18 protein-coding genes are annotated in these 19,626 nt (G+C 64.9%); 11 read left to right on the top strand and 7 right to left on the bottom strand.

Annotated elements, in window-relative coordinates:
• Window positions 1-99 precede the first annotated feature (99 nt).
• The 3 genes from U1707_RS07550 to U1707_RS07540 are packed head-to-tail and all read left to right on the top strand — an operon-like array spanning window position 100 to window position 2,699.
• Window positions 100-237 carry a hypothetical protein gene (locus U1707_RS07550; protein ID WP_332799465.1) on the top strand — a complete coding sequence of 46 codons (138 nt, stop codon included), beginning with the start codon at window positions 100-102 and terminating at the stop codon, window positions 235-237.
• On the top strand, window positions 230-1,585 hold the full coding sequence (locus U1707_RS07545) for a putative O-glycosylation ligase, exosortase A system-associated (protein ID WP_332799464.1): 1,356 nt from the start codon (window positions 230-232) through the stop codon (window positions 1,583-1,585). Before U1707_RS07550 ends, U1707_RS07545 begins: the two co-directional genes overlap by 8 nt.
• A gap of 10 nt (window positions 1,586-1,595) precedes the next feature.
• Complete coding sequence (locus U1707_RS07540; protein ID WP_332799463.1) at window positions 1,596-2,699, top strand: acyltransferase family protein; 1,104 nt, start codon at window positions 1,596-1,598, stop codon at window positions 2,697-2,699.
• A 27-nt stretch (window positions 2,700-2,726) separates the two neighbouring features.
• Here U1707_RS07540 and U1707_RS07535 read toward each other — a convergent pair whose 3' ends face one another.
• Entirely contained in the window at window positions 2,727-3,290 is a 564-nt protein-coding gene (locus tag U1707_RS07535) for a type 1 glutamine amidotransferase domain-containing protein (RefSeq protein WP_332799462.1), read from the bottom strand.
• A 179-nt stretch (window positions 3,291-3,469) separates the two neighbouring features.
• On the opposite strand from U1707_RS07535, the gene U1707_RS07530 reads away from it, so the two are divergent.
• From U1707_RS07530 to U1707_RS07510, 5 genes are all read left to right on the top strand, one after another.
• The gene (locus U1707_RS07530; RefSeq protein WP_332799791.1) at window positions 3,470-4,426 is read left to right on the top strand and encodes a DNA topoisomerase IB; all 957 of its coding nucleotides are present in this window, start codon (window positions 3,470-3,472) and stop codon (window positions 4,424-4,426) included.
• 11 nt (window positions 4,427-4,437) lie between these two features.
• Window positions 4,438-5,601 (top strand): mechanosensitive ion channel family protein, encoded by a 1,164-nt coding sequence (locus U1707_RS07525; RefSeq protein WP_332799461.1) that lies wholly within the window; start codon window positions 4,438-4,440, stop codon window positions 5,599-5,601.
• A gap of 133 nt (window positions 5,602-5,734) precedes the next feature.
• On the top strand, window positions 5,735-6,193 hold the full coding sequence (locus U1707_RS07520) for a MaoC family dehydratase (RefSeq protein WP_332799460.1): 459 nt from the start codon (window positions 5,735-5,737) through the stop codon (window positions 6,191-6,193).
• Window positions 6,194-6,330: 137 nt separating this feature from the next.
• Window positions 6,331-7,509, top strand: coding sequence for an acetyl-CoA C-acyltransferase (locus U1707_RS07515; RefSeq protein ID WP_332799459.1), 1,179 nt, complete (start codon window positions 6,331-6,333; stop codon window positions 7,507-7,509).
• Window positions 7,510-7,909: 400 nt separating this feature from the next.
• Window positions 7,910-8,392 (top strand): pyridoxamine 5'-phosphate oxidase family protein, encoded by a 483-nt coding sequence (locus U1707_RS07510; RefSeq protein ID WP_332799458.1) that lies wholly within the window; start codon window positions 7,910-7,912, stop codon window positions 8,390-8,392.
• A gap of 39 nt (window positions 8,393-8,431) precedes the next feature.
• Here the strand turns inward: U1707_RS07510 and U1707_RS07505 are convergent, their stop codons facing one another.
• Window positions 8,432-9,664: a polyhydroxyalkanoate depolymerase gene (locus U1707_RS07505; RefSeq protein WP_332799457.1), complete on the bottom strand. Its 1,233-nt coding sequence runs from the start codon at window positions 9,662-9,664 to the stop codon at window positions 8,432-8,434.
• A 163-nt stretch (window positions 9,665-9,827) separates the two neighbouring features.
• Here U1707_RS07505 and U1707_RS07500 point away from each other — a divergent pair, with 163 nt between their 5' ends.
• Window positions 9,828-11,603: an ABC transporter transmembrane domain-containing protein gene (locus U1707_RS07500; RefSeq protein ID WP_332799456.1), complete on the top strand. Its 1,776-nt coding sequence runs from the start codon at window positions 9,828-9,830 to the stop codon at window positions 11,601-11,603.
• Here U1707_RS07500 and U1707_RS07495 read toward each other — a convergent pair.
• Entirely contained in the window at window positions 11,600-11,938 is a 339-nt protein-coding gene (locus U1707_RS07495) for a TfoX/Sxy family protein (RefSeq protein ID WP_332799455.1), read from the bottom strand. The two genes, U1707_RS07500 and U1707_RS07495, sit on opposite strands and share 4 nt — an antisense overlap.
• Before the next feature lie 111 nt (window positions 11,939-12,049).
• On the opposite strand from U1707_RS07495, the gene U1707_RS07490 reads away from it, so the two are divergent.
• A complete protein-coding gene (locus U1707_RS07490) occupies window positions 12,050-13,207 on the top strand; it encodes a saccharopine dehydrogenase family protein (protein ID WP_332799454.1) in 1,158 nt (385 codons plus the stop codon).
• Between the two features lie 326 nt (window positions 13,208-13,533).
• Here U1707_RS07490 and U1707_RS07485 read toward each other — a convergent pair whose 3' ends face one another.
• Together U1707_RS07485 and U1707_RS07480 are read right to left on the bottom strand one after the other, a co-directional pair.
• Complete coding sequence (locus U1707_RS07485) at window positions 13,534-13,830, bottom strand: hypothetical protein (RefSeq protein ID WP_332799453.1); 297 nt, start codon at window positions 13,828-13,830, stop codon at window positions 13,534-13,536.
• A gap of 51 nt (window positions 13,831-13,881) precedes the next feature.
• The gene (locus U1707_RS07480; RefSeq protein ID WP_332799452.1) at window positions 13,882-16,194 is read right to left on the bottom strand and encodes a ribonuclease R family protein; all 2,313 of its coding nucleotides are present in this window, start codon (window positions 16,192-16,194) and stop codon (window positions 13,882-13,884) included.
• Window positions 16,195-16,465: 271 nt separating this feature from the next.
• Here U1707_RS07480 and U1707_RS07475 point away from each other — a divergent pair, with 271 nt between their 5' ends.
• Entirely contained in the window at window positions 16,466-16,735 is a 270-nt protein-coding gene (locus tag U1707_RS07475; protein WP_332799451.1) for a hypothetical protein, read from the top strand.
• 340 nt (window positions 16,736-17,075) lie between these two features.
• Here U1707_RS07475 and U1707_RS07470 read toward each other — a convergent pair whose 3' ends face one another.
• Entirely contained in the window at window positions 17,076-17,795 is a 720-nt protein-coding gene (locus tag U1707_RS07470; protein ID WP_332799450.1) for an SPOR domain-containing protein, read from the bottom strand.
• Window positions 17,795-19,519 carry an arginine--tRNA ligase gene (gene argS, locus U1707_RS07465; protein WP_332799449.1) on the bottom strand — a complete coding sequence of 575 codons (1,725 nt, stop codon included), beginning with the start codon at window positions 19,517-19,519 and terminating at the stop codon, window positions 17,795-17,797. The genes U1707_RS07470 and argS overlap by 1 nt, the downstream gene beginning before the upstream one ends.
• Window positions 19,520-19,626 lie beyond the last annotated feature (107 nt).

The raw sequence follows: 19,626 nt of genomic DNA, 5'->3' as shown, positions 1-19,626 counted from the left end.
CTATCCGCTTGCCACCACATCGCTTAACGGCGCGTCAACCGACCCGCCGTAAAGCTGTTGGTCCAATATGCGTGTATCGTACCCGGAAGGAGGCCGCCCATGATCGACAATCTCGCGCTCGGCCTCAGCCACGGCCTGATGATGCTCGCCGCGTTCCTGTTGCTCAAGCGCCCCGATCTGGATCGCGAGCCGAGCCCGCACGACAAGCCTGACAAGAGGCGCGGCCCCGTTGCGTGATCTCGCGTTCATCGCGTTTCTGCTGGCGTTCTTCGGGATGGGTTTCAGGCGGCCGTTCCTGCTGGTGCTCGTCTATGTCTATATCGATATCGTGTCGCCGCAGCGGCTGACGTACCTGCTGCTCAACACCATACCGATCTCGTTGATCGCGGTCGCGCTCGCGGTCGGCGGCTGGGTCCTCGCCGACGACAAGCGCGATACGCGGGTCGGCGCGCGGTCCGTCCTGATTGTCGTGCTGATGCTCTATTGCTGGGCCACCACGCTCGGCGCCGATTTCCCGGTGGAGGCGCTGGAGAAGTGGGACTGGGTGTGGAAAGCGCTGATCTTCGCCGCCTTCCTGCCGCTGACGCTGCGGACGCGGTTGCGGATCGAGGCGCTGCTGGTGTTCATGGTCCTGTCCGCTTCGTCAATCATCATCGTAGGCGGGATCAAGACGATCGCCAGCGGCGGTGGCGGTTACGGCCAGCTGAACCTGATGGTCGACAATAATTCCGGCCTGTACGAGGGCAGCACGATCAGCACGGTCGCGATCGCGATCATCCCGGTGATCTTCTGGTTCATGAGCTACGGTACGATCTTCAAGCGCGACTGGCGGCTGAAGGCGTTCTGTCTCGCTCTCGTCTTTTCGTGCCTGCTGATCCCGGTCGGCACGTCGACCCGGACCGGGCTGTTGTGCATCGGTTTGCTGGCCGTGCTGTCGCTGCGCGCGGTCAAGCGGAAGGGCCTGTATCTGGCGGGGATCGCCACCCTCGGGCTTGCCGCCGTGCCGTTCCTGCCGTCGACCTTCACCAACCGGATGAACACCATCAAGACCTATCAGGCGGACGAGTCCGCCTCGACGCGGTTGGCCGTGTGGAAATGGACGATCGACTATGCGAAGGATCATCCGTTCGGCGGCGGGTTCAACGCCTTCCTCGGCAACCGGATTCGCTACGACCTGAAGACCGCCGAGGGTGGCGCGATCACCGGCGGGTCGAAGGTCGAGGTCGACAAGGCGCGCGCCTATCACAGCGCCTATTTCGAAATGCTCGGCGAACAGGGCTATCTGGGGCTGGCGCTCTGGCTGGCGATCAACTTGATCGGCATCGTCCGGATGGAAGTGCTGCGCCGCCGCTACCGCGATCCCGAAGACGAACTCGCCTGGGCCGGGCCGCTCGCCGCAGCGTTGCAGAGCGCGCACCTCGTCTACCTGCTCGGCGCCGCCTTCATCGCGATCGCGTTCCAGCCGTTCATCTACATGCTGATCGGTGCGCAGATCGGCCTCGACACGTATCTCGGTCGCAAGCGAAGCGAGCAGACGTTCCGGCCGATGCGCGGCACGCAGCAACAGCAGGCAACCACCGCTTGAAGGTCGCCGCGTGAGGACCGAACTTCGGGCACTGACCGGAGCCCGCGGCCTCGCCGCCTGGTTCGTCGTCCTCTATCATATCCGCTTGTCGATCGCAGGCCTGCCGCAGGCGGCGCTGGATATCCTCGCCAAGGGCTATCTCGCCGTCGATTTCTTCTTCCTGCTGTCCGGCTTCGTGATCTGGCTGACCTGGCACGAGCGACTGCGTGCGCAGGGCATTGCCGGGATCGGCCCGTTCCTGCGGAAACGGATCGCGCGGATCTGGCCGCTGCATATCGTCGTGCTGGCGGGTGCGGTGGCACTGGCGCTCGTATTCGTCGCGACCGGCCGCGCCGACCCGGTCGACTATCCGTTCGGGCAACTCCCGCTCAACATCCTGCTTGTGCAGAATTGGGGGTTCACAAACCGCCTCGCCTGGAACAATCCTAGCTGGTCGATCAGCGCGGAACTCGGTGCCTATCTGCTGTTTCCGCTGCTGATGGCCATGGTCGACTGGCGGCGGATGGCCAGTCCGGTGCTGATGGTCGTCGCCGCGGCGATTCTCGTGCTGCTCCACATGACGATGGCCGCGCCGACGCTCGGCACCGATATCCCGCGCTACGGGTTGCTGCGATGCCTGACCGAGTTCGCGACCGGCACGATCGTGAGCGCGCTCTGGCTGCGCTGGCACGCCGCGCAGCCGATGCGAGCAGCGATCGCTGCGTCGACCGCCGGCATCGCGCTCCTGGGGGCATGGGCTGCGGGCGCGCCCGAGACGCTAATGGTCCCGGCCGCCTGCGCCTGTCTGCTACTCGTATTGGCGCTCACGTCCGCCGCAAAGCGCAATCCGCTCTCGAGCCGGCCGATCCACTATCTCGGCGAGATCAGCTACGCGACGTATCTCGGCCATTTCATGCTGTGGGTCGTGTTCAAGCTGCTGTTCGTCAGCAATGCGGACGCGGTCCCGCCGACCTTGATCGCACTCTACCTCGGCCTGGTACTCATAGCATCGGTCACGCTCTACCACCTGATCGAACGCCCAGCACAACGCAAACTCAACCGGCTCCCCTCCCGCTCGCGGGAGGGGTCGGGGGAGGGCGACCGTAACATGTCGGCACCCACTCCCCTCCCCTAACCCGTCCTAAAAGCGGGAGGGAGCAAATCAGTCAACCGGCTCGTCGGCCAGTTCTTCTTCGAGCGCGTCGATGATCGCCTTGTTGAAGGCCGGGATATCGTCCGGCTTACGGCTGGTGATCAGATTACCGTCGACCACGACCTCCTCGTCCACGACGTCCGCGCCCGCATTCTCGAGATCCGTCCGGATCGAGGGGAAGCTCGTGAGACGACGCCCGTCGATCACGTCGGCCTCGGCCAGCAACCACGGCGCATGGCAGATCGCAGCGACGATCTTACCGTCCTCCATGAACTCGGTGATGATCTCGATCGCGCGCTCCTGCTGGCGCATCGTGTCGGGGTTGGCGACACCGCCCGGCAGGATCAGCGCGTCGTAATCGTCGGTATCGACCTCGTCGAGCGTCAGGTCGGGCGTCGCCGTCTCCGCCTTGTTGATGTCGCCCCTCATGCCCTGGATGGGGTCCATCTTGATCGACGCGAGGGCGACCTTGGCTCCTGCCGCTTCCAGTGCCTTGCGGGGTTCGAACAGCTCGACGGTTTCGAAACCGTCGGCGGCGAGCATCAATACGCGTGCCTGTGAAAGGTCGGCCATGTGCAATCTCCAGTGAAATCCCGTGCCCCCTCAACACCGCCCGGCGCGCGACGTTCCGGAACGATGCGCCTTGCCGAACATTTCCAAGGCTAGTTCGAGAGCACCCTCAAGGGACCACCGCATTGTCCACCAAGATCGTGTATTCCGATGACTCCAAGCCCGGCATCACCCGCAAGAAAATGCGGAACGGCTGGGGCTATTGGGATGCCAAGGGCGAGCGCATCACCGACCGCGACGAGATCGACCGGCTGAACGCGGTCGGCCTGCCCCCCGCCTACCGCGACGCGTGGTTCTGCCCCAAGCCCAACGGCCATATCCAGGCGGTCGGCTGGGACGAAAAGGGCCGCAAACAATACCGCTATCACCTCGGCTTCCGCGAAGCGCAGGAGGCCGCCAAGTACGAACGCTGCGCCGATTTCGGCCACGCCCTCCCCAAGATCCGGAAGGCGGTCGAGGCCGACCTCCGCAAACGCTCGCTGACTCGCGAACGCGCTGTCGCCGCCGTCATTCGCCTGCTCGACGGCGGCCATATCCGCATCGGCAACGAAGCCTATGCCGAGGCGAACGAGAGCTTCGGCGCCACCACGCTCCGCAAGCGTCACGGCGAAGTGAAGGGCGCGATGCTGAAGCTCCAGTACAAGGGCAAGTCGGGCAAGATGCGGACGCTCAGGATCACCGATCGGTCGCTGAGCAGCTTCGTCAAGAAATGCCAGGACCTCGACGAGCAGCATCTGTTCGCATGGCTCGACGATGCCGGCGTTGCGCATCCGGTCACCTCGACCGACGTCAACTGCTACATCCGCGAGGTCACTGGTACCGATTTCACCGCCAAGAATTTCCGCACCTGGGCCGCCAGCGTCGCCGCGTTCGAAGCACTCGCCTCCGCCGAACGCGATCTCAGCCTGAAGACGATGCTCGAACCCGTCGTCGCCCGCCTCGGCAACACCCACGCGATCGCGCGGAAGAGTTACGTTCACCCCTCGCTCATCGCGCTGGTGAAAACTGGCCAATCAACTTTCCGCAAGGCGCTCCGCCTCCCGCGCGCCAAGCGCTATCTCAGCCGCCAGGAATGTGGCCTGATCACGTTCCTCGAAGCCGGCGCCTGCCCGACGGCGGTTATCGCTAAGGCAGCCTGACGAGTATCCCCATGTCCAATTCTACTGCCGCCAAACAGCCCATCTTCGACGCGGGCAACGTCGGCGATCAAGCCCACGGCTTCGTCTCCGCCAGCGTCGCCTGGGTTCAGGCCTATTGGCTTCAGATCCTGATTGCATTCGGGATCGGTGCGGCGATCGTCGTCGTGCTTCACACCGCACGCCGGTTCGGCAGCAAGCTCTGCGAACGCCCGCGCGCGCTTAACGGCTGGGGCATCGTCGTCGGCAAGGCGATCGCACGCACCGGCAACTTCTTCATCGTCATGCTCGCCGCCAAGCTGGTCGCCGGATACTCCGCCGCCCCCGGCGAGGTCGCGACGACGATCAACTTCCTCTTCACCGTTGCCGCCGTGTTCCAGGCGGCGGTCTGGGTGCGCGAGATCATCCTCGGCGCGATCGAGCACCGCACCCAGTCCGAGCATTATTCGGGCGAAGCCCTGCTTTCGGCGATGGGCCTGATCCGCCTGCTCGTGACCTTCGTCGTCTTCGCAGTCGCGCTGGTCGTGGTGCTCGACAATCTCGGCGTCAACGTCACCGGTCTGGTTGCCGGCCTGGGCGTCGGTGGCATCGCGATCGGCCTCGCCGCGCAAGGCATCTTTGCCGACCTGTTCGCCGCGCTCGCGATCATCTTCGACCGCCCGTTCCGCCGCGGCGACTCGATCAGCTACGACACCGCCTCCGGCAGCGTCGAGGCGATCGGCCTCAAGTCTACGCGTATCCGCGGGATCGACGGCGAAGAGCGGGTCATCTCGAACAAGAATCTCCTCAACAAGGAGATCCTCAACAACACGCAGCGCAACCACCGCCGCGCGAAGTTCGTCATCGGCGTCACCTATTCGACGCCCCCCGAAGTCTGCTCGCGCATCCCCGCGATGCTGAAGGAGATCGTGGAAGCCAACGACAAGATCTTCACGCGCGCAGGCTTCACCGGCTTCGGCGCCTCAAGCCTCGACTTCGAGGTCCAGTTCGACAGCAAGGGGCCGGATTATGCCAGCTTCTACGACGGCCGCACTGCCGTCGGCATCGCCATCCTGAAGCGTTTCAACGACGAGAAGATCGAGATCGCCTTCCCCACCCAGGTCAACATGATGGCCGCACCCGATGGCTCGGTAGTGATGCCATACCCCGAGGCCAATTCGGCACCCGCGGCGAATTAGAACATCGGGTTCGTCGCTCTGCCATAGCAAACAGGAGGTTTTCCATATTTCGGTTGGTCGAGGCTTGCGGTGACGGCGTCTCCGCGGTTAGAGACGCGTCAGGGCCAAGGCGCCAATCAACAAGGGGAATCCCGTGGCGACGATCACCACCGCCGAAATGCAGGCTCGTGTCGGGACAGAGTCGGTTTCCGACTGGGTCGACGTCACGCAGGCCATGATCGACAAATTCGCCGATGCGACCGGCGATCATCAGTTCATCCACCTCGATCCGGTACGCGCGGCGCAAACGCCGTTCGGCGGCACGATCGCACACGGTTTCCTGACGCTATCGCTTATGCCGCTGCTGTCCTCGAAAGTGCCGGACGCACCGACCATCGAGGGCGCCAAGATGGGCGTCAATTACGGCGGCAACTCGGTCCGCTTTCTGACCCCCGTCCGGTCCGGCTCGAAGGTCCGAGGCCGCTTCAAGCTGCTCTCGTTCGACGAAAAGCGCCCCGGCCAGTGGCAGCAGACCAACGCCTTCTCTGTCGAGATCGAGGGCCAGGAAAAGCCCGCCCTGATTGCCGAATGGATCAGCCAGATCTTCGTTTGACGCTTCTCCCCCGCCCGCTTGCGGGAGGGGGCCGGGGGGTGGGCTGCCGCTCTCCACGACCGTTTCGCTCGCTTTGGCCGAGCGCCCACCCCCAACCCCTCCCGCATGCGGGAGGGGAGTGAAGAAGAGGAATATCCATGCGTTCAGCCGTCATCGTCTCCACCGCCCGCACCCCCATCGGCCGCGCCTATCGCGGTGGCTTCAACAACACCCCCGCCCCGACCCTCGCCTCGCATTCGATCAAGGCCGCGGTCGAGCGCGCCGGCATCGACGGGGCGGAAGTCGACGACGTCGTGTTCGGCTGCGCACTTCAACAGGGGCATCAGGCGGGCAACATCGCGCGCACATCGCTGCTTCGCGCAGGCTTGCCGACGACGGTCAGCGGCATGTCGCTCGACCGCCAGTGCGCCTCCGGCCTCATGGCAATCGCCACCGCCGCCAAGCAGATCATCACCGACAACATGGACATCACGATCGGCGGCGGCGTCGAAAGTATCAGCCTCGTTCAGACCCCGCAGATGCGCGTCGCACCCGATCCGCAGCTGATCGCGATGCACAAGGACGTCTACATGCCGATGCTGCAGACCGCCGAGGTCGTCGCGAAGCGCTACGGCATCAGCCGTGACGCGATGGACGCCTATGCGCTTCAGTCGCAGCAGCGGACTGCCGCCGCACAGGCCGCCGGGTATTTCGATGCCGAGATCGTGCCCGTCGACGCCAACATGGCGATCATCAACAAGGAGACGAAGGAAGTTACGTACAAGGACGTGACGGTCACCAAGGACGAGGGCAACCGCGCCGACACTACGCTGGAAGGTCTCCAGTCGCTAAAGCCCGTGATGGGCCCCGACTTCACGATCACCGCCGGTAACGCGTCGCAGCTGTCGGACGGCTCGTCGTCATCGGTGCTGATGGAAGAGAAGATCGCCTCGCAGCGCGGGCTCCAGCCGCTCGGGCGCTACGTCGGCATGGCAGTCGGCGGCACAGAGCCCGACGAGATGGGCATCGGCCCGGTCGTGGCGATCCCCAAGCTGCTCAAGCGCTTCGGCCTGAAGATGGACGATATCGGCCTGTGGGAGCTGAACGAGGCTTTCGCAGTGCAGGTGCTGTATTGCCGCGACAATCTCGGCATTCCCGACGAGTTGCTCAACGTCAGCGGCGGCGCGATCTCGATCGGCCACCCGTACGGCATGACCGGCGCCCGCGCGACCGGGCATGCGCTGATCGAAGGCAAGCGCCGCGGCGCCAAGTACGTCGTCGTCACGATGTGCGTTGGCGGCGGCATGGGCGCAGCCGGGTTGTTTGAAGTGCTGTGACCTTGCAAGATATGTCGAGAAGCGATATTTAGTCTCTCGGCAAAGGACATTCTTGCCTTTCTGTGCGAGCCCTGGTTGTGTCAGCAGCCGGGGCTCAACTGCGTTTGGGGCCCGAGTGTCAGCTCGAACCCCGCCCGTGTGCTTATCCTCGACGTGCCACTTCGATGATCTTCACGACCAAGGTCGCAAAGGCGAAGAGCACGCCTAGTATCAGACACAGATCGACAAGAGACATTCTCGATCCTTTCACGTGCGACAGCAGACTTGCTGCCGCCGCCACCATGACGCGTCGCATGCGCAATCACCAAGCGGCATCGCGCGCGCCGATCGGCCGCCCCCGCGCAACCAACCTCCGCCCCGCCCGTTCTCAGTGGCAATCCAAGCCAATAGGAGAATGACGATGGCCGACAAGGATACCCCGCAGGAAGTCGCAGCGAAGTTCATCGACAAGCTGAAGGCCAGTCCGTTCGTGATGATCGGCTTGCATGACGGCCAGCATTCCGAGCCCATGACTGCGCAGATCGACGACGATCAGCCAAACACGCTGTTCTTTTTCGCCGGCCGCGACAACCGCATCGCCAAGGGCGGCGCGGCGATGGCGCAGTTCGTTGGCAAGGGCCATGATTTCTTCGCCTGCATGGCAGGCGACGTCTCGACGTCGAACGACCGCACGCAGATCGACAAGCTCTGGAACAATCAGGTCGAGGCTTGGTTTCCGGGCGGCAAGGAAGACCCCAACCTCACGCTGCTGCGCTTCGACATCGACAGCGCGGAGCTTTGGGAGACCGACATCTCCATCGGCGGCCGTCTCAAGATGCTGTTCGGCGGCACGATCCGTTCGGACGAATCGAGCAGCCACGCGGTTGTGGACTCGATCGCCTGACGCGAAATGGGCAGCCTCGGGAGGGGCTGCCTATCCTCCTCACCCGTTCGCGGTGATGAACTCTTCGACCACCGGCGCGATCTTCTCCCGCCAGCGCGACCCGTTGAAAATACCGTAGTGGCCAGCACCCTCCGCCATCAGATAGCGCTTCTTTTCGTCCGGTAGCGCCGTAGCCAGAGTTAGCGCCGCTTTCGTCTGCCCCAGTCCCGAGATATCGTCGCGCTCGCCCTCGACCGCGAGCAGGCCCACATCGGTAATCACAGCCGGATCGACCGGCCGTCCTCGATGCGTCATGATCCCCCGCGGCAGCGCATGGCTCTGGAACACGACGTCGATCGTCTGTAGATAGAATTCCGCCGTCATGTCGCATACCGAGCGATATTCCTCGTAAAAATCCTGGCTCTGCGACGCGCTCTCGCCGTCACCCTGAACGAGATGCTTATACATCTCCCAATGCGAGACCATGTGGTTGCCGAGATTCATCGACATGAACCCGGCGAGTTGCAGGAACCCAGGATACACCTTCCGTCCCGCACCCGGATAATTGCCGGGCACCGTCGCGATCACGTTCTGCTCGAACCACGCATGCGGCCGCTCGGTTGCTAGCGTATTTACAGCTGTCGGCGCCTCCCGCGTATCGACGGGCCCGCCCATCATCGTCAACGTCTTCGGACGGCACGGGTTGTTGTCCGCACTCATCAGCGCAACCGCAGCATAGCACGGCACTGATGGCTGGCAGACGGCGAGCATGTGCGTGCCCCCCTGCCCTTCGTTCGCGCCGATCGTCTCCAGATATTCGATCAGATAATCAATATAGTCGTCGAGATCGAACCGTCCCGCCGACACCGGCACGCTGCGCGCATCGCGCCAGTCGGTGACGTAGACGTCCGCAAACGGCAGCATCCGCTCGACCGTCCCACGCAACAGCGTCGCATAATGGCCAGACATCGGCGCCACGATCAGCAGCTTTGGCCCGCCCTCGATACCTTCGCGTACGAACCGCTTGAGTTGACCAAAGTCCTTGCGCAGCACGATCTCCTCGCGGACCGCGACCTCGCGTCCGTCGATCGCCGTATGGTCGAGGCCAAAGGCAGGCTTTCCGCGGGTCGCATTCGCATGTGCGAACACCTCCAGCGCGGAGCCGATCACCGCGCCGCCACCCAAATAAGAGAACGGGTTTGCCGGGTTGTTGAGCATTTCGGCGCCGAAACTGGCCATCTTGCTGGCACCGGCCATCATCGAACGCTGGAATTCATAGGCATCGTAGAGCATGCGGTATCCTCTCGCCTCATCGGGCTTTCGCACGGTCGTAACGCAATTCTACCGCAGTGCAACGCGCGATCGACCGGTGACCCATCGCGCGCGACCGGATCACCGCCGTTCTCCACGCCCGGTTCCCGTTGAGCGCCACCCCCGCCACTGCTAGGCACCGTGCATGGCCAAGCCGATATCCGATGAGAAGACGTCCCGCCGGATCGGCGACCTTGCGATGGTGTGGCATCATGCCTCCCAATATCCCCGCCAGATCGTCTTCGCCGGCTTTGCGCTCATGATGACGTCGGCGGCGACGATCGGCATCCCCTATGGCTTCAAGCGCGTAATCGACCGCGGCTTCGGCCCCGGCTCGGGCGGGTCGGTCGCCAACTCGTTCCATTACCTGCTGATGATCGTTGTGGTGCTGGCGCTCGCGACCGCGGTGCGCTTCTACTACGTCTCGTGGCTGGGCGAGCGGGTTGTCGCCGACATCCGTACCACCGTCCAACGCCACCTGCTCCGCCTGACGCCGCGCTTCTTCGAGGAGAATCGCCCGTCCGAGATCGCCTCGCGCCTGACCTCGGACACCGCGCTGATCGAACAGGTCGTCGGCAGCACCGTATCGATCGCGCTGCGCAACACGTTCACCGGGATCGGCGGGCTGATCTACCTGTTCGCGATCTCCCCGAAGCTGGCCGGCATGCTGATGATCGGCATCCCACTGATCATCCTGCCGATCGCGCTGCTCGGCAAACGGGTCCGCAACTACTCGCGGACCTCGCAGGACCGCGTTGCCGATGTCGGCTCGATCGCCACCGAGACGCTGGGCGCGATGAAGGTCGTGCAGGCGTTCGGCCAGGAAGACCGCGAGGCGATCCGGTTTTCGGACGCGGTCAGCGCGACGTTCGCCGCTGCGCGCGCACGTATCATGTTGCGCGCGGTGATGACCGCGATCGTCATCGGGCTCGTGTTCGGGTCGATCACACTGGTGCTGTGGGAGGGCGCGATCGACGTGGCGGCCGGGCGGATCAGCGGTGGCGCCATCGCCGCCTTCGTGCTGACCGGTGGGATCGTCGCAGGCGCATTCGGTGCGCTGACCGAAGTCTATGGCGACCTGTTGCGCGGAGCGGGCGCGGCGGGGCGACTGTCCGAACTGCTCCGCGAAAAGCCCGAGATCGCCGCACCCGTACATCCGGTCGCCTTGCCACAGCCACCGCGCGGCGCGCTGGCGTTCGAGGGCGTGCGCTTCCACTACCCGACACGCCGCGATGTCGCCGCGCTCAACGACTTCTCGCTCGACATCAAGCCCGGCGAGACGGTCGCGGTGGTCGGCCCGTCGGGCGCCGGCAAGACGACGCTGTTCCAGCTGGTCCAGCGTTTCTACGATCCCGACGCCGGGCGCGTGACGCTCGACGGCATCGATCTGCGCGACGCCGATCCGGCCGAAGTTCGCGCGCGCATTGCGATGGTGCCGCAGGAAACGATCATCTTCGGCGCCTCGGCCCGCGACAATCTGCGCTACGGCGACTGGTCAGCGACCGACGACCAGCTGTGGGCCGCTGCCGAAGCCGCCAATGCCGCCGAGTTCCTTCGTAAGCTCCCCGAGGGACTCGACACGTTCCTGGGCGAGGGTGGCGCGCGGCTGTCGGGTGGCCAGCGCCAACGCGTGACGATCGCCCGCGCGCTGCTCCGCGACGCGCCGATCCTGCTGCTCGATGAAGCGACGAGCGCACTCGATGCGGAAAGCGAGCGGCTGGTGCAGGAAGCGCTCGAGCGGCTGATGGCCAACCGCACGACGCTGGTGATCGCCCACCGCCTGGCGACGGTGCGCGCGGCCGAACGGATCATCGTGATGAGCGACGGGCAAATCGTCGAGGAGGGTTCGCACGGGTCGCTGATGACCAACAGCGGACTTTATGCGCGATTGGCGAGCCTGCAGTTCAACGAGGCGGCTTAGACCTTCTTAAGCTTGGCCTTCTTGGGTTTCGGCAGGGGCAGTTCCGCAGTCGAGACCCGGACGAGTTCGGCCAGCCAGTCGGCATCGTCCCAACGATCGGCATCGATCAGCAGGCACGGATTCGCACCCGGATACGGCGCCGCTTCGTCGATCGCACCGGCGAATGCGCGGCCGGCCGGGGTCGGCTTCACAAAGAGGTGGTCGTCGCAGATCATCGCGACCATCTTGCCGTCGCAATAGACGCCGTATTCGCCGAACATCGGCCTGGCGGACACATCGCCAGCCGCGGCAAGCTGATCGACGATGAACGCAACGGTCTTGGGATCGGATGCCATCCGCAGGTTCTCGCAGATCGCTATAGCATTGGCGAGGCGAACCTCGCGCCGCCGTCCCACTTGCGATGCTGCGCCGGCACAGGCAAAACTGCCGCGAAACAGGAGATGGACATGCGCGACTTCGACATCGTCATCTACGGCGCGACCGGGTTCACCGGCCGCCTCGTCGCCGAGTATCTGACACAGACCTACCCTACCGGTGTCCGCTGGGCGATGGCTGGCCGTTCGCTCTCGAAGCTGCAGCAGGTCCGCGACCTGATCGGTGCGCCCGGCGATACGCCGCTGATCACCGCCGCCTCCGACGATACCACCAGCCTGCGCGCGATGGCCGGGCGCACCGCCGTCGTCATCTCGACGGTCGGGCCGTACCAGCTATACGGCTCGAACCTCGTCGCCGCCTGCGTTGCGACCGGCACTGGCTATGTCGACCTGTGCGGCGAGCCCGCCTGGATGCGCCACATGATCGACGCGCATGAAGGCGAAGCGACGCGCACCGGCGCACGGATCGTGTTCTCCTGCGGGTTCGACAGCATCCCGTTCGATCTCGGCGTACTGACGTTGCAGGACGCAGCGAGAGCGAAATACGGCGCCCCCGCGCCCCGCGTAAAAGGCCGCGTGCGGAGAATGCAGGGCACGTTTTCGGGCGGTACGGCGGCGAGCCTCAAGGCGACACTCGCCGCCGCCGCACGCGATCCCGGCATCGTCAAGCTGTTGACCAGCCCGTTCGCGCTCACGCCCGGTTTCAGCGGTCCGCACCAGCCGACCGGGCTGATCCCCGAATACGACACGACCCTCTCCGCGTGGGTCGCGCCGTTCGTGATGGCGCCGATCAATACCAAGAACGTCCACCGCACCAATTTCCTGCTAGGCACGGCGTACGGTGCCGACTTCGTCTATGACGAGATGATGGTCGCGGGGCTCGGCGATATGGGCAAAGCGGCGGCCGAAGCGATCGCCAAGTTCAATCCGTTCTCGGGCGACAAGGGCCCCAAGCCCGGCGAGGGTCCCTCGAAGGAGGAGCGCGACGCCGGGCATTACGACCTGTTGTTCGTCGGGATCATGCCCGGTGGCGAACGGATCGACACGGTCGTCACCGGCGACCGGGATCCCGGCTATGGCTCGACCAGCAAGATGATCGCCGAGGCGGCATTGTGCCTGGTGCAGGACGTCGAAGGCGACGGCGGAATCTGGACGCCGGGGGCGTTGATGGGGACGAAACTGCGCGATCGGTTGGTAGCGAAGGCGGGGCTCACCTTCACGGTCGGCTGATCAGCCGCGGAAGAACCGCGTTGCGATCCACGCGATCAGCACCGACGCGAGGATCGCGATCGGCACGATGAGGCCTCGGCGTCGCTCGGCCGCGGCATAGTGCGCGTCGAGATCGTAATAGAAGCGGCCGGGTGCGGGTCGCGGACGATGCCACGAGCGCGCAGCCGATCGAACGTGGTTTGCTCGTGCGCATGGGGCTGGAAAGCGATCGCATCGTCGGCTGCAATGCATGTCGCGCCAGGAACAGCGCAGGTACGGCCCCACGGATCCGGTGAGGCCGCAACGCCAGGGGCATACCGCCCGAACGCCGCGCTCGCGGCAACAGCTTATTCGGCAAGCGCAAATACCGTCGCGGCCGCGGCAGCGCTGGCGACCATGCCCGATATGCCGACGATCGCCGCTGCCCGGACACGGACGGCACCACGGAATGCGCCGAGCTTGCGCGCGTCGAGATGATAGCGGTCCATGCCATTATCGACGATCGCACCATAAAGGCGAAGGCGTCGGAATATCCGCACGTCCTTGGCGACATACGCGATCGCGCGGTCCGGCGACGTAGCCTGGGCCGCAACGAAATCCTGGACGATCCGCCGCCGCGATCGGCCTAGAATGAAACCCCACATGACACTGTCCCCCGCAATGATGTCGCATAGCGCGAGGGACTTGCGCAAATGCTAACGCCGCTTGCCCTGATGGCGGACGTTCGCCGGCCGCCCGCGCCGTTTGATCTCGCGCACGGGTTTACGTCCGCCGCGCATCGGCGGCGCGGCACCCTTCCCCTCGGGCATCTCGAAACGCAGCGCGCCGGACACGGGGTTCGCCTCCGCCAGCCTAAGTTCAAGCGTCTGCCCCTGCGCGAAGACGTCGCCGCTATGCTCGCCGGTCAGCGTCCGCGCGCCCTCGTCGAAGCGGAAATACTCGCCACCCAGATCGCGTACCGGCATCAGGCCGTCGCCACCGATCCCCTCGACCGTCGCGAAGAAACCGAAGTTCGTGACGCCGGTGATCCGTACGTCCATCACCTGCCCGACGCGCTCCGACAGGAACGCCGCAACGTAGCGATCGGTGGTGTCACGCTCGGCCTCCATTGCGCGACGTTCGAGCCGGCTGATGATCTCGCCGACCGACTCCATGTTGGCCGCATCGTCCGCCGGCAATCCGCCCTCGCCAAGCCCGTACGCCGACACCAGCGAGCGGTGGACGAGCAGATCGGCATAGCGTCGGATCGGCGAGGTGAAGTGCGCGTAGCTGCCAAGACTGAGGCCGAAATGCCCATGATTGCCGGGCGCGTAATAGGCCTGGGTCTGCGTGCGGAGGATCTGCTCCATCACCTGCGGGCGGAAGTCCGCATCGCCGATCCGCTCGATGATGTGGTTGAACGTTGCCGGGCGCACCACCTGCCCGAGTGCGAACGGCACGTCGAACGTTTCGAGATACTCCTTCAACGCCATCAGCTTCTCGCGGCTCGGCGGCTCGTGAATGCGGTACATCACCGGCGCCTTCTTCGCCTCCAGCGCCTTGGCGGCGGCGACGTTGGCGGCGATCATGTAGTCCTCGATCAACCGGTGCGCGTCGAGCCGTTCGCGCGGCGACACCGACATGATCCGCCCCTTTTCATCGAGGACGACGCGACGTTCAGGCAGATCGAGATCGAGCGGCGCACGCGCGTCCCGCGCCTTCGCCAGCGCGTGCCAGCAGGCCCAAAGGGGTTGCAGCACGCTGAGCATATCTCCCCTCCCCTCCACGGAACGTGTCGAGGAAGGGGCTTCCTGACCTACCGTCGGATCGAGTGAGGCACCGCCGTCCTTCGCCCCCTCCCGCAAGACGGGGGAAGAGCACGCGTCGATGATCGCCTGTGCCTCTTCATACGCAAGGTTCGCGGCGATCCGCACCACTGCACGTGTAAAGCGCCACGACTTCAGCGAACCGTCCTTGCCGATCCGCAGGTGGCACGCCAGCGCCGCCCGATCCGCGCCTTCTTTCAGCGAACACACCTCCGCCGACAGGATCTCAGCCAGCATCGGCACCACGCGGTCGGGAAAATATACCGAATTGCCACGCCGCCGGGCTTCGCGGTCGACCTCAGATTTCGGCCGCACGTAGAAGCTGACATCCGCGATCGCGACGATAGCCTTCCACCCACCGAGATTAGCAGGATCGTCGTCCGCCTCGGCCCACACGGCGTCGTCGTGGTCGCGCGCATCCTCGGGATCAATCGCGACGATCGGCAAGTTGCGCAAGTCCTCACGCCCCTCACCGAGCGGAAGCTTCGAGACCCGCTCCGCCTCGTCGAGCGCCTCCTGCGAGAATACGTCCGGAATGCCGAGCTTGTGGATCGCGATCAGCGAAAAGCTGCGCGCTGCGAACGGATCGCCGAGCTTCGACACGACGCGCGCCGCGATCTTCGGCGGCTTGCCCGCGAGTTCCGCCAGCACGAGATCACCCGGCGCGGCACCGCCCGCATCCGCCACCGCGAACTCGCGCCGCTCGCGCTTGTCCACGCCCGTCAGCCAGAGGCGCCCGGCCTCCTCGCGCAACACGCCCAACACCTGTTCGGAGGCAGGTGCGAGCACCTTCATCGGATGTGCGACCCAGCCGTTCCCCGCTTCCTCTGTCCGTGCCAGGATCCGCTCTCCGACACCGAGCGCGCCGCGCTTGCGTTCCCGCACGCGCAGTCGCGGCGGCGGGATGCCTTCGGCTTCCCAGCGTTCGGGCACCGCCCACACGTTGCCGCCGTCGTCGACATCGGCGATCCGCAACACCGTCACCTTGGGGATGCCGCCCATCTTGTGAAACGCGCGACCGGGGGCGCTGTCTATCAACCCCTCGTCGGCCATGTCCTTGAGCAACGCCTTCAGCCCGATCTTGTCCTGCGCGCTAAGCCCGAAACCCTTGGCGATCTCGCGTTTGCCCGCGGGCACGTCGGAATTGGCGATGAAGTCGAGGATTTGCTCGCGCGTCGGAAGACCGGCTTTTGGTTTGTACATGGCACAGAGATAAGCATGCCAACTCGTTCCGTCACCCCGCAACCGCTCCCCAGTACGGGTCGCTAACGCGTTCTGTGCCTTGGTCCGATTATCCGGAGACATGCGAGCATCGCCTTGTCTATGCTCAATCGGGTACGCTCATTTTCGGCGAACCTCGCCGGCAAACGGACGTGCGCGCAGTTTGTTTCGATTATTCGGTATGCTTTTGCACGTTTTCGCTTGCAACGAACGCCGATCGGCATAGTCTGAAAGACAGTGAAGGAGAGAGAGCATGGCATCGTCCCTAAAGCTCGAAGCAGATCCCGAGGACAAGAACCTCGTCATCCTGCAGAGCCTTATCTGCCTGCTGCGTGAGAAGAACGTCCTGTCGCGCGCGGATATCGAGGAGTTATGCGACAAGGTGCAGGCGCGGGTCGCCGATCACGACAGCGATCCGCTACCGTGCCAGGTGGAAGGTGCGCGCGCCGCAGCAACCGAAGTCGCTCAGATCGGCGACTATATCGGTCGCAAATACGGCGGGAAGCATCGTCGTTCGCTCTAACGTCGCCGGTTTATTACTACGATTAGCGGCGCCCGTAGTTTGGCGGGCACGTCGGCTAGTCAGAGATACGACCCGTCGAGCGCCTGTGCTCCGTCGACCGGTGCCGTGGCGACGCTCGGGCAACCGGGAAATTCAGGACACACAGCGTTCCGACACTGGAGCGCCCAAGTCCGTGGCCACCGTCAATCGTAACGCTGCCGACCTCGCAGGCGCGGCTGCTTCTCGCTGTCGCCGGAAATGCGCTGGTCGACGGTGCCGCCACCGCAGCACCACCGTAACGGGCCGGCCAGCTATATCAGTGGTGCGACTAACCCGGCCCAGGCCGGATCAGCCATAACGCTCAACTCGCGACGAAGCACGTCTCGCCCGCGACGCGCAACCGACCGCAGATATCCGCTGCCTGGTTCGCACTGCCGGCATTGACGCGCAGGCGATACAGCGTGCGACCGCCCGTCGCGACCGGCTGGACCGATTTGCCGAGCGCGCCGACATACGCGAATCGCTTCGAGAAGTTGGTCCAGGCCGCGTTGGCGACCGCTTCGCTCGGGTACGCACCCAGCTGGACCAGCGAACCGCCGGTAGCCGTCCCGGCACCGTTCGATTTCGACGGCGCGAGGGGAGCCGCAGCAACCAGCCGGCCACCGGATGCCGGCACTTGCGCGACCGCGTTGCGTCCGGCCGCATCCTCGGCCTTGGGGGCGGCGGCGCGTTTGCCGGCAACCGGTGCTTCCGGCACGCCGCGCAAGTCGATCGCGCCGTTGCCAGACTTGCCGGCACTCGTCGCAATCGCCGAGTCGCCTTCGCCGGTGACCTTCAGCCCACCAGCGTCGTCGGGCTTGACCTTGTAGTCGCCTTCCTGCGCGGCGATCAGCTGGCCGTCGCCCGTCGGGGCGCGCTGTTGCAGCGTGTAGATGCCGAAGATGATCGCTGCGAGTACCGCGAGGCCGAGCACGACGAGCGCGATGACGCGACCGATACCGACGGTTTCCTGCTCGTCCGGTTCGACGGTTTCGAGCCAGGGGAGACGGTCTTCCTCACGCAGATCCATGTTCTCGGCCATCACTTCATCTCCGAAACCGCCTCGACGCCCATGATCGCGAGGCCGTTGCGGATAATCTGCCCTATTGCGGACGCCAAGAAAAGCCGTGCCGCGGTCGCCTGCGGATCCTCGATTACGAGGAAGCGCCGGTCCGGACGGTCGTTGCCGACGTTCCACAAGGCATGGAAAGCGGCAGCCAAGTCATAGAGATAGAACGCAATTCTATGCGGTTCGCGCGCGGTCGACGCGATCTCTACGAGCCGTGGAAACTGCGCTGCGAGCTGCACGAGGGCGAGTTCGTCCGTATCAAGCCGGGACAAATCGGCCGAAATCGGCGTGATTCCAGCCTCTTGCGCGCGCCGGTGCAGCGATGCGATTCGCGCATGCGCATACTGGACGTAGAAAACCGGGTTGTCCTTCGACGCCTCGACGACCTTGGCGAAGTCGAAATCCATCTGCGCATCGGACCGCCGTGTCAGCATCGTGAAGCGCACGACGTCCTTGCCGACCTCGCGCACTACGTCGGCCAGCGTGACGAAATTGCCCGACCGCTTCGACATCTTCACGGGCTCGCCGTTGCGCAGCAGGCGGACCATCTGCACGAGCTTGACGTCGAACCGCGTCTTGCCGCCGGTCAGCGCCGCTACGCCCGCGACGATCCGCTTGACCGTGCCGCCATGATCCGCGCCCCAGATATCGATCAGCTGATCGGCATTCTGGCTCTTCTGGAAGTGATAGGCGAGATCGGCGCCGAAATACGTCCAGGACCCGTTCGACTTCTTGATCGGCCGATCCTGATCGTCGCCGAACTGCGTCGAGCGGAACAGCGGCAGTTCGACCGGCTCCCAATCGTCGGGCGTCTCGCCCTTCGGCGCCTCGAGCACGCCGTCATAGACGAGATCGCGCGACCGCAGTTCCGCCTCGGCCGCCTCGGGCTTCTTCGCGGCCTGGAGTTCGGCCTCGGACGCGAACACCTCGTGCTCGATCCCGAGCAGGGCGAGATCGGCGCGGATCATCACCATCATCGCGGCGACCGCCTGCGTACGGAAAATGACGAGCCATTCGCTCTCGTCGGCGCCGACATAGCGGTCGCCAAACTCGGTCGCGAGCGACTGGCCGACGGGGACGAGATAGTCGCCGGGATACAGGCCCTCGGGGATCTCGATCGTCTCGCCGAGCGCCTCGCGATAGCGGAGGTGGACCGAACGCGCGAGCACGTCGACCTGGCCGCCGGCATCGTTGACGTAATATTCGCGGATCACCCGGTGTCCGGCGAATTCGAGCAGGCTGGCAAGCGCATCGCCGACCACCGCGCCACGGCAATGGCCCATGTGCATCGGTCCGGTTGGGTTTGCCGAGACATATTCGATGTTGACGGTGATCCCGTCGCCCTGCTTCGAGCGGCCGTAGTCAGCCCCTGCCTCCGGGATCGCGGCCAGTTCGGCGCGCCAGGCATCATCGGTCAGCTTCATGTTGATGAAGCCGGGGCCGGCCACACTCGCCGAGGCGACGTCATCGAGCTTCGCCAGCTCGACGACCAGCGCATCGGCCAGCACGCGCGGATTGGTCTTGGCGGGCTTGGCGAGCACCATCGCCGCGTTGGTCGCGAGATCGCCGTGGCTCGTATCGCGCGGCGGCTCGACCGTCACGTTCTTGCGGTCGAGCCCCGCCGGCAGGGTCCCCGCCGCGGTCAGCGTGTCGAGCGCCGCATCGATATGCGCGGCGAAACGGGTGTAGAGCGTCATGGCAGTCCCGGTACGTCAAGGAAACGCGCGCTCTAGACCAAAGCCGGGTAACGCTCAATTTAATCCGGCGGCGTGAGTGTCCGCCCGCCAATCCTGTCGCCATCCCG

It is taken from the genome of Sphingomonas sandaracina (genome assembly GCF_036663695.1).
Taxonomy (GTDB): Bacteria; Pseudomonadota; Alphaproteobacteria; order Sphingomonadales; family Sphingomonadaceae; genus Sphingomonas.
This window is presented reverse-complemented; position numbering and strand designations above follow the sequence as displayed.

Coding starts and splice junctions, on each gene's coding strand:
- U1707_RS07550 (WP_332799465.1), top strand. CDS start 100: ATGATCGACAATCTCGCGCTCGGCCTCAGCCACGGCCTGATGATGCTC.
- U1707_RS07535 (WP_332799462.1), bottom strand. CDS start 3,290: ATGGCCGACCTTTCACAGGCACGCGTATTGATGCTCGCCGCCGACGGT.
- U1707_RS07530 (WP_332799791.1), top strand. CDS start 3,470: ATGCGGAACGGCTGGGGCTATTGGGATGCCAAGGGCGAGCGCATCACC.
- U1707_RS07525 (WP_332799461.1), top strand. CDS start 4,438: ATGTCCAATTCTACTGCCGCCAAACAGCCCATCTTCGACGCGGGCAAC.
- U1707_RS07515 (WP_332799459.1), top strand. CDS start 6,331: ATGCGTTCAGCCGTCATCGTCTCCACCGCCCGCACCCCCATCGGCCGC.
- U1707_RS07510 (WP_332799458.1), top strand. CDS start 7,910: ATGGCCGACAAGGATACCCCGCAGGAAGTCGCAGCGAAGTTCATCGAC.
- U1707_RS07505 (WP_332799457.1), bottom strand. CDS start 9,664: ATGCTCTACGATGCCTATGAATTCCAGCGTTCGATGATGGCCGGTGCC.
- U1707_RS07500 (WP_332799456.1), top strand. CDS start 9,828: ATGGCCAAGCCGATATCCGATGAGAAGACGTCCCGCCGGATCGGCGAC.
- U1707_RS07495 (WP_332799455.1), bottom strand. CDS start 11,938: ATGGCATCCGATCCCAAGACCGTTGCGTTCATCGTCGATCAGCTTGCC.
- U1707_RS07490 (WP_332799454.1), top strand. CDS start 12,050: ATGCGCGACTTCGACATCGTCATCTACGGCGCGACCGGGTTCACCGGC.
- U1707_RS07485 (WP_332799453.1), bottom strand. CDS start 13,830: ATGTGGGGTTTCATTCTAGGCCGATCGCGGCGGCGGATCGTCCAGGAT.
- U1707_RS07480 (WP_332799452.1), bottom strand. CDS start 16,194: ATGTACAAACCAAAAGCCGGTCTTCCGACGCGCGAGCAAATCCTCGAC.
- U1707_RS07475 (WP_332799451.1), top strand. CDS start 16,466: ATGGCATCGTCCCTAAAGCTCGAAGCAGATCCCGAGGACAAGAACCTC.
- U1707_RS07470 (WP_332799450.1), bottom strand. CDS start 17,795: ATGGCCGAGAACATGGATCTGCGTGAGGAAGACCGTCTCCCCTGGCTC.
- argS (WP_332799449.1), bottom strand. CDS start 19,519: ATGACGCTCTACACCCGTTTCGCCGCGCATATCGATGCGGCGCTCGAC.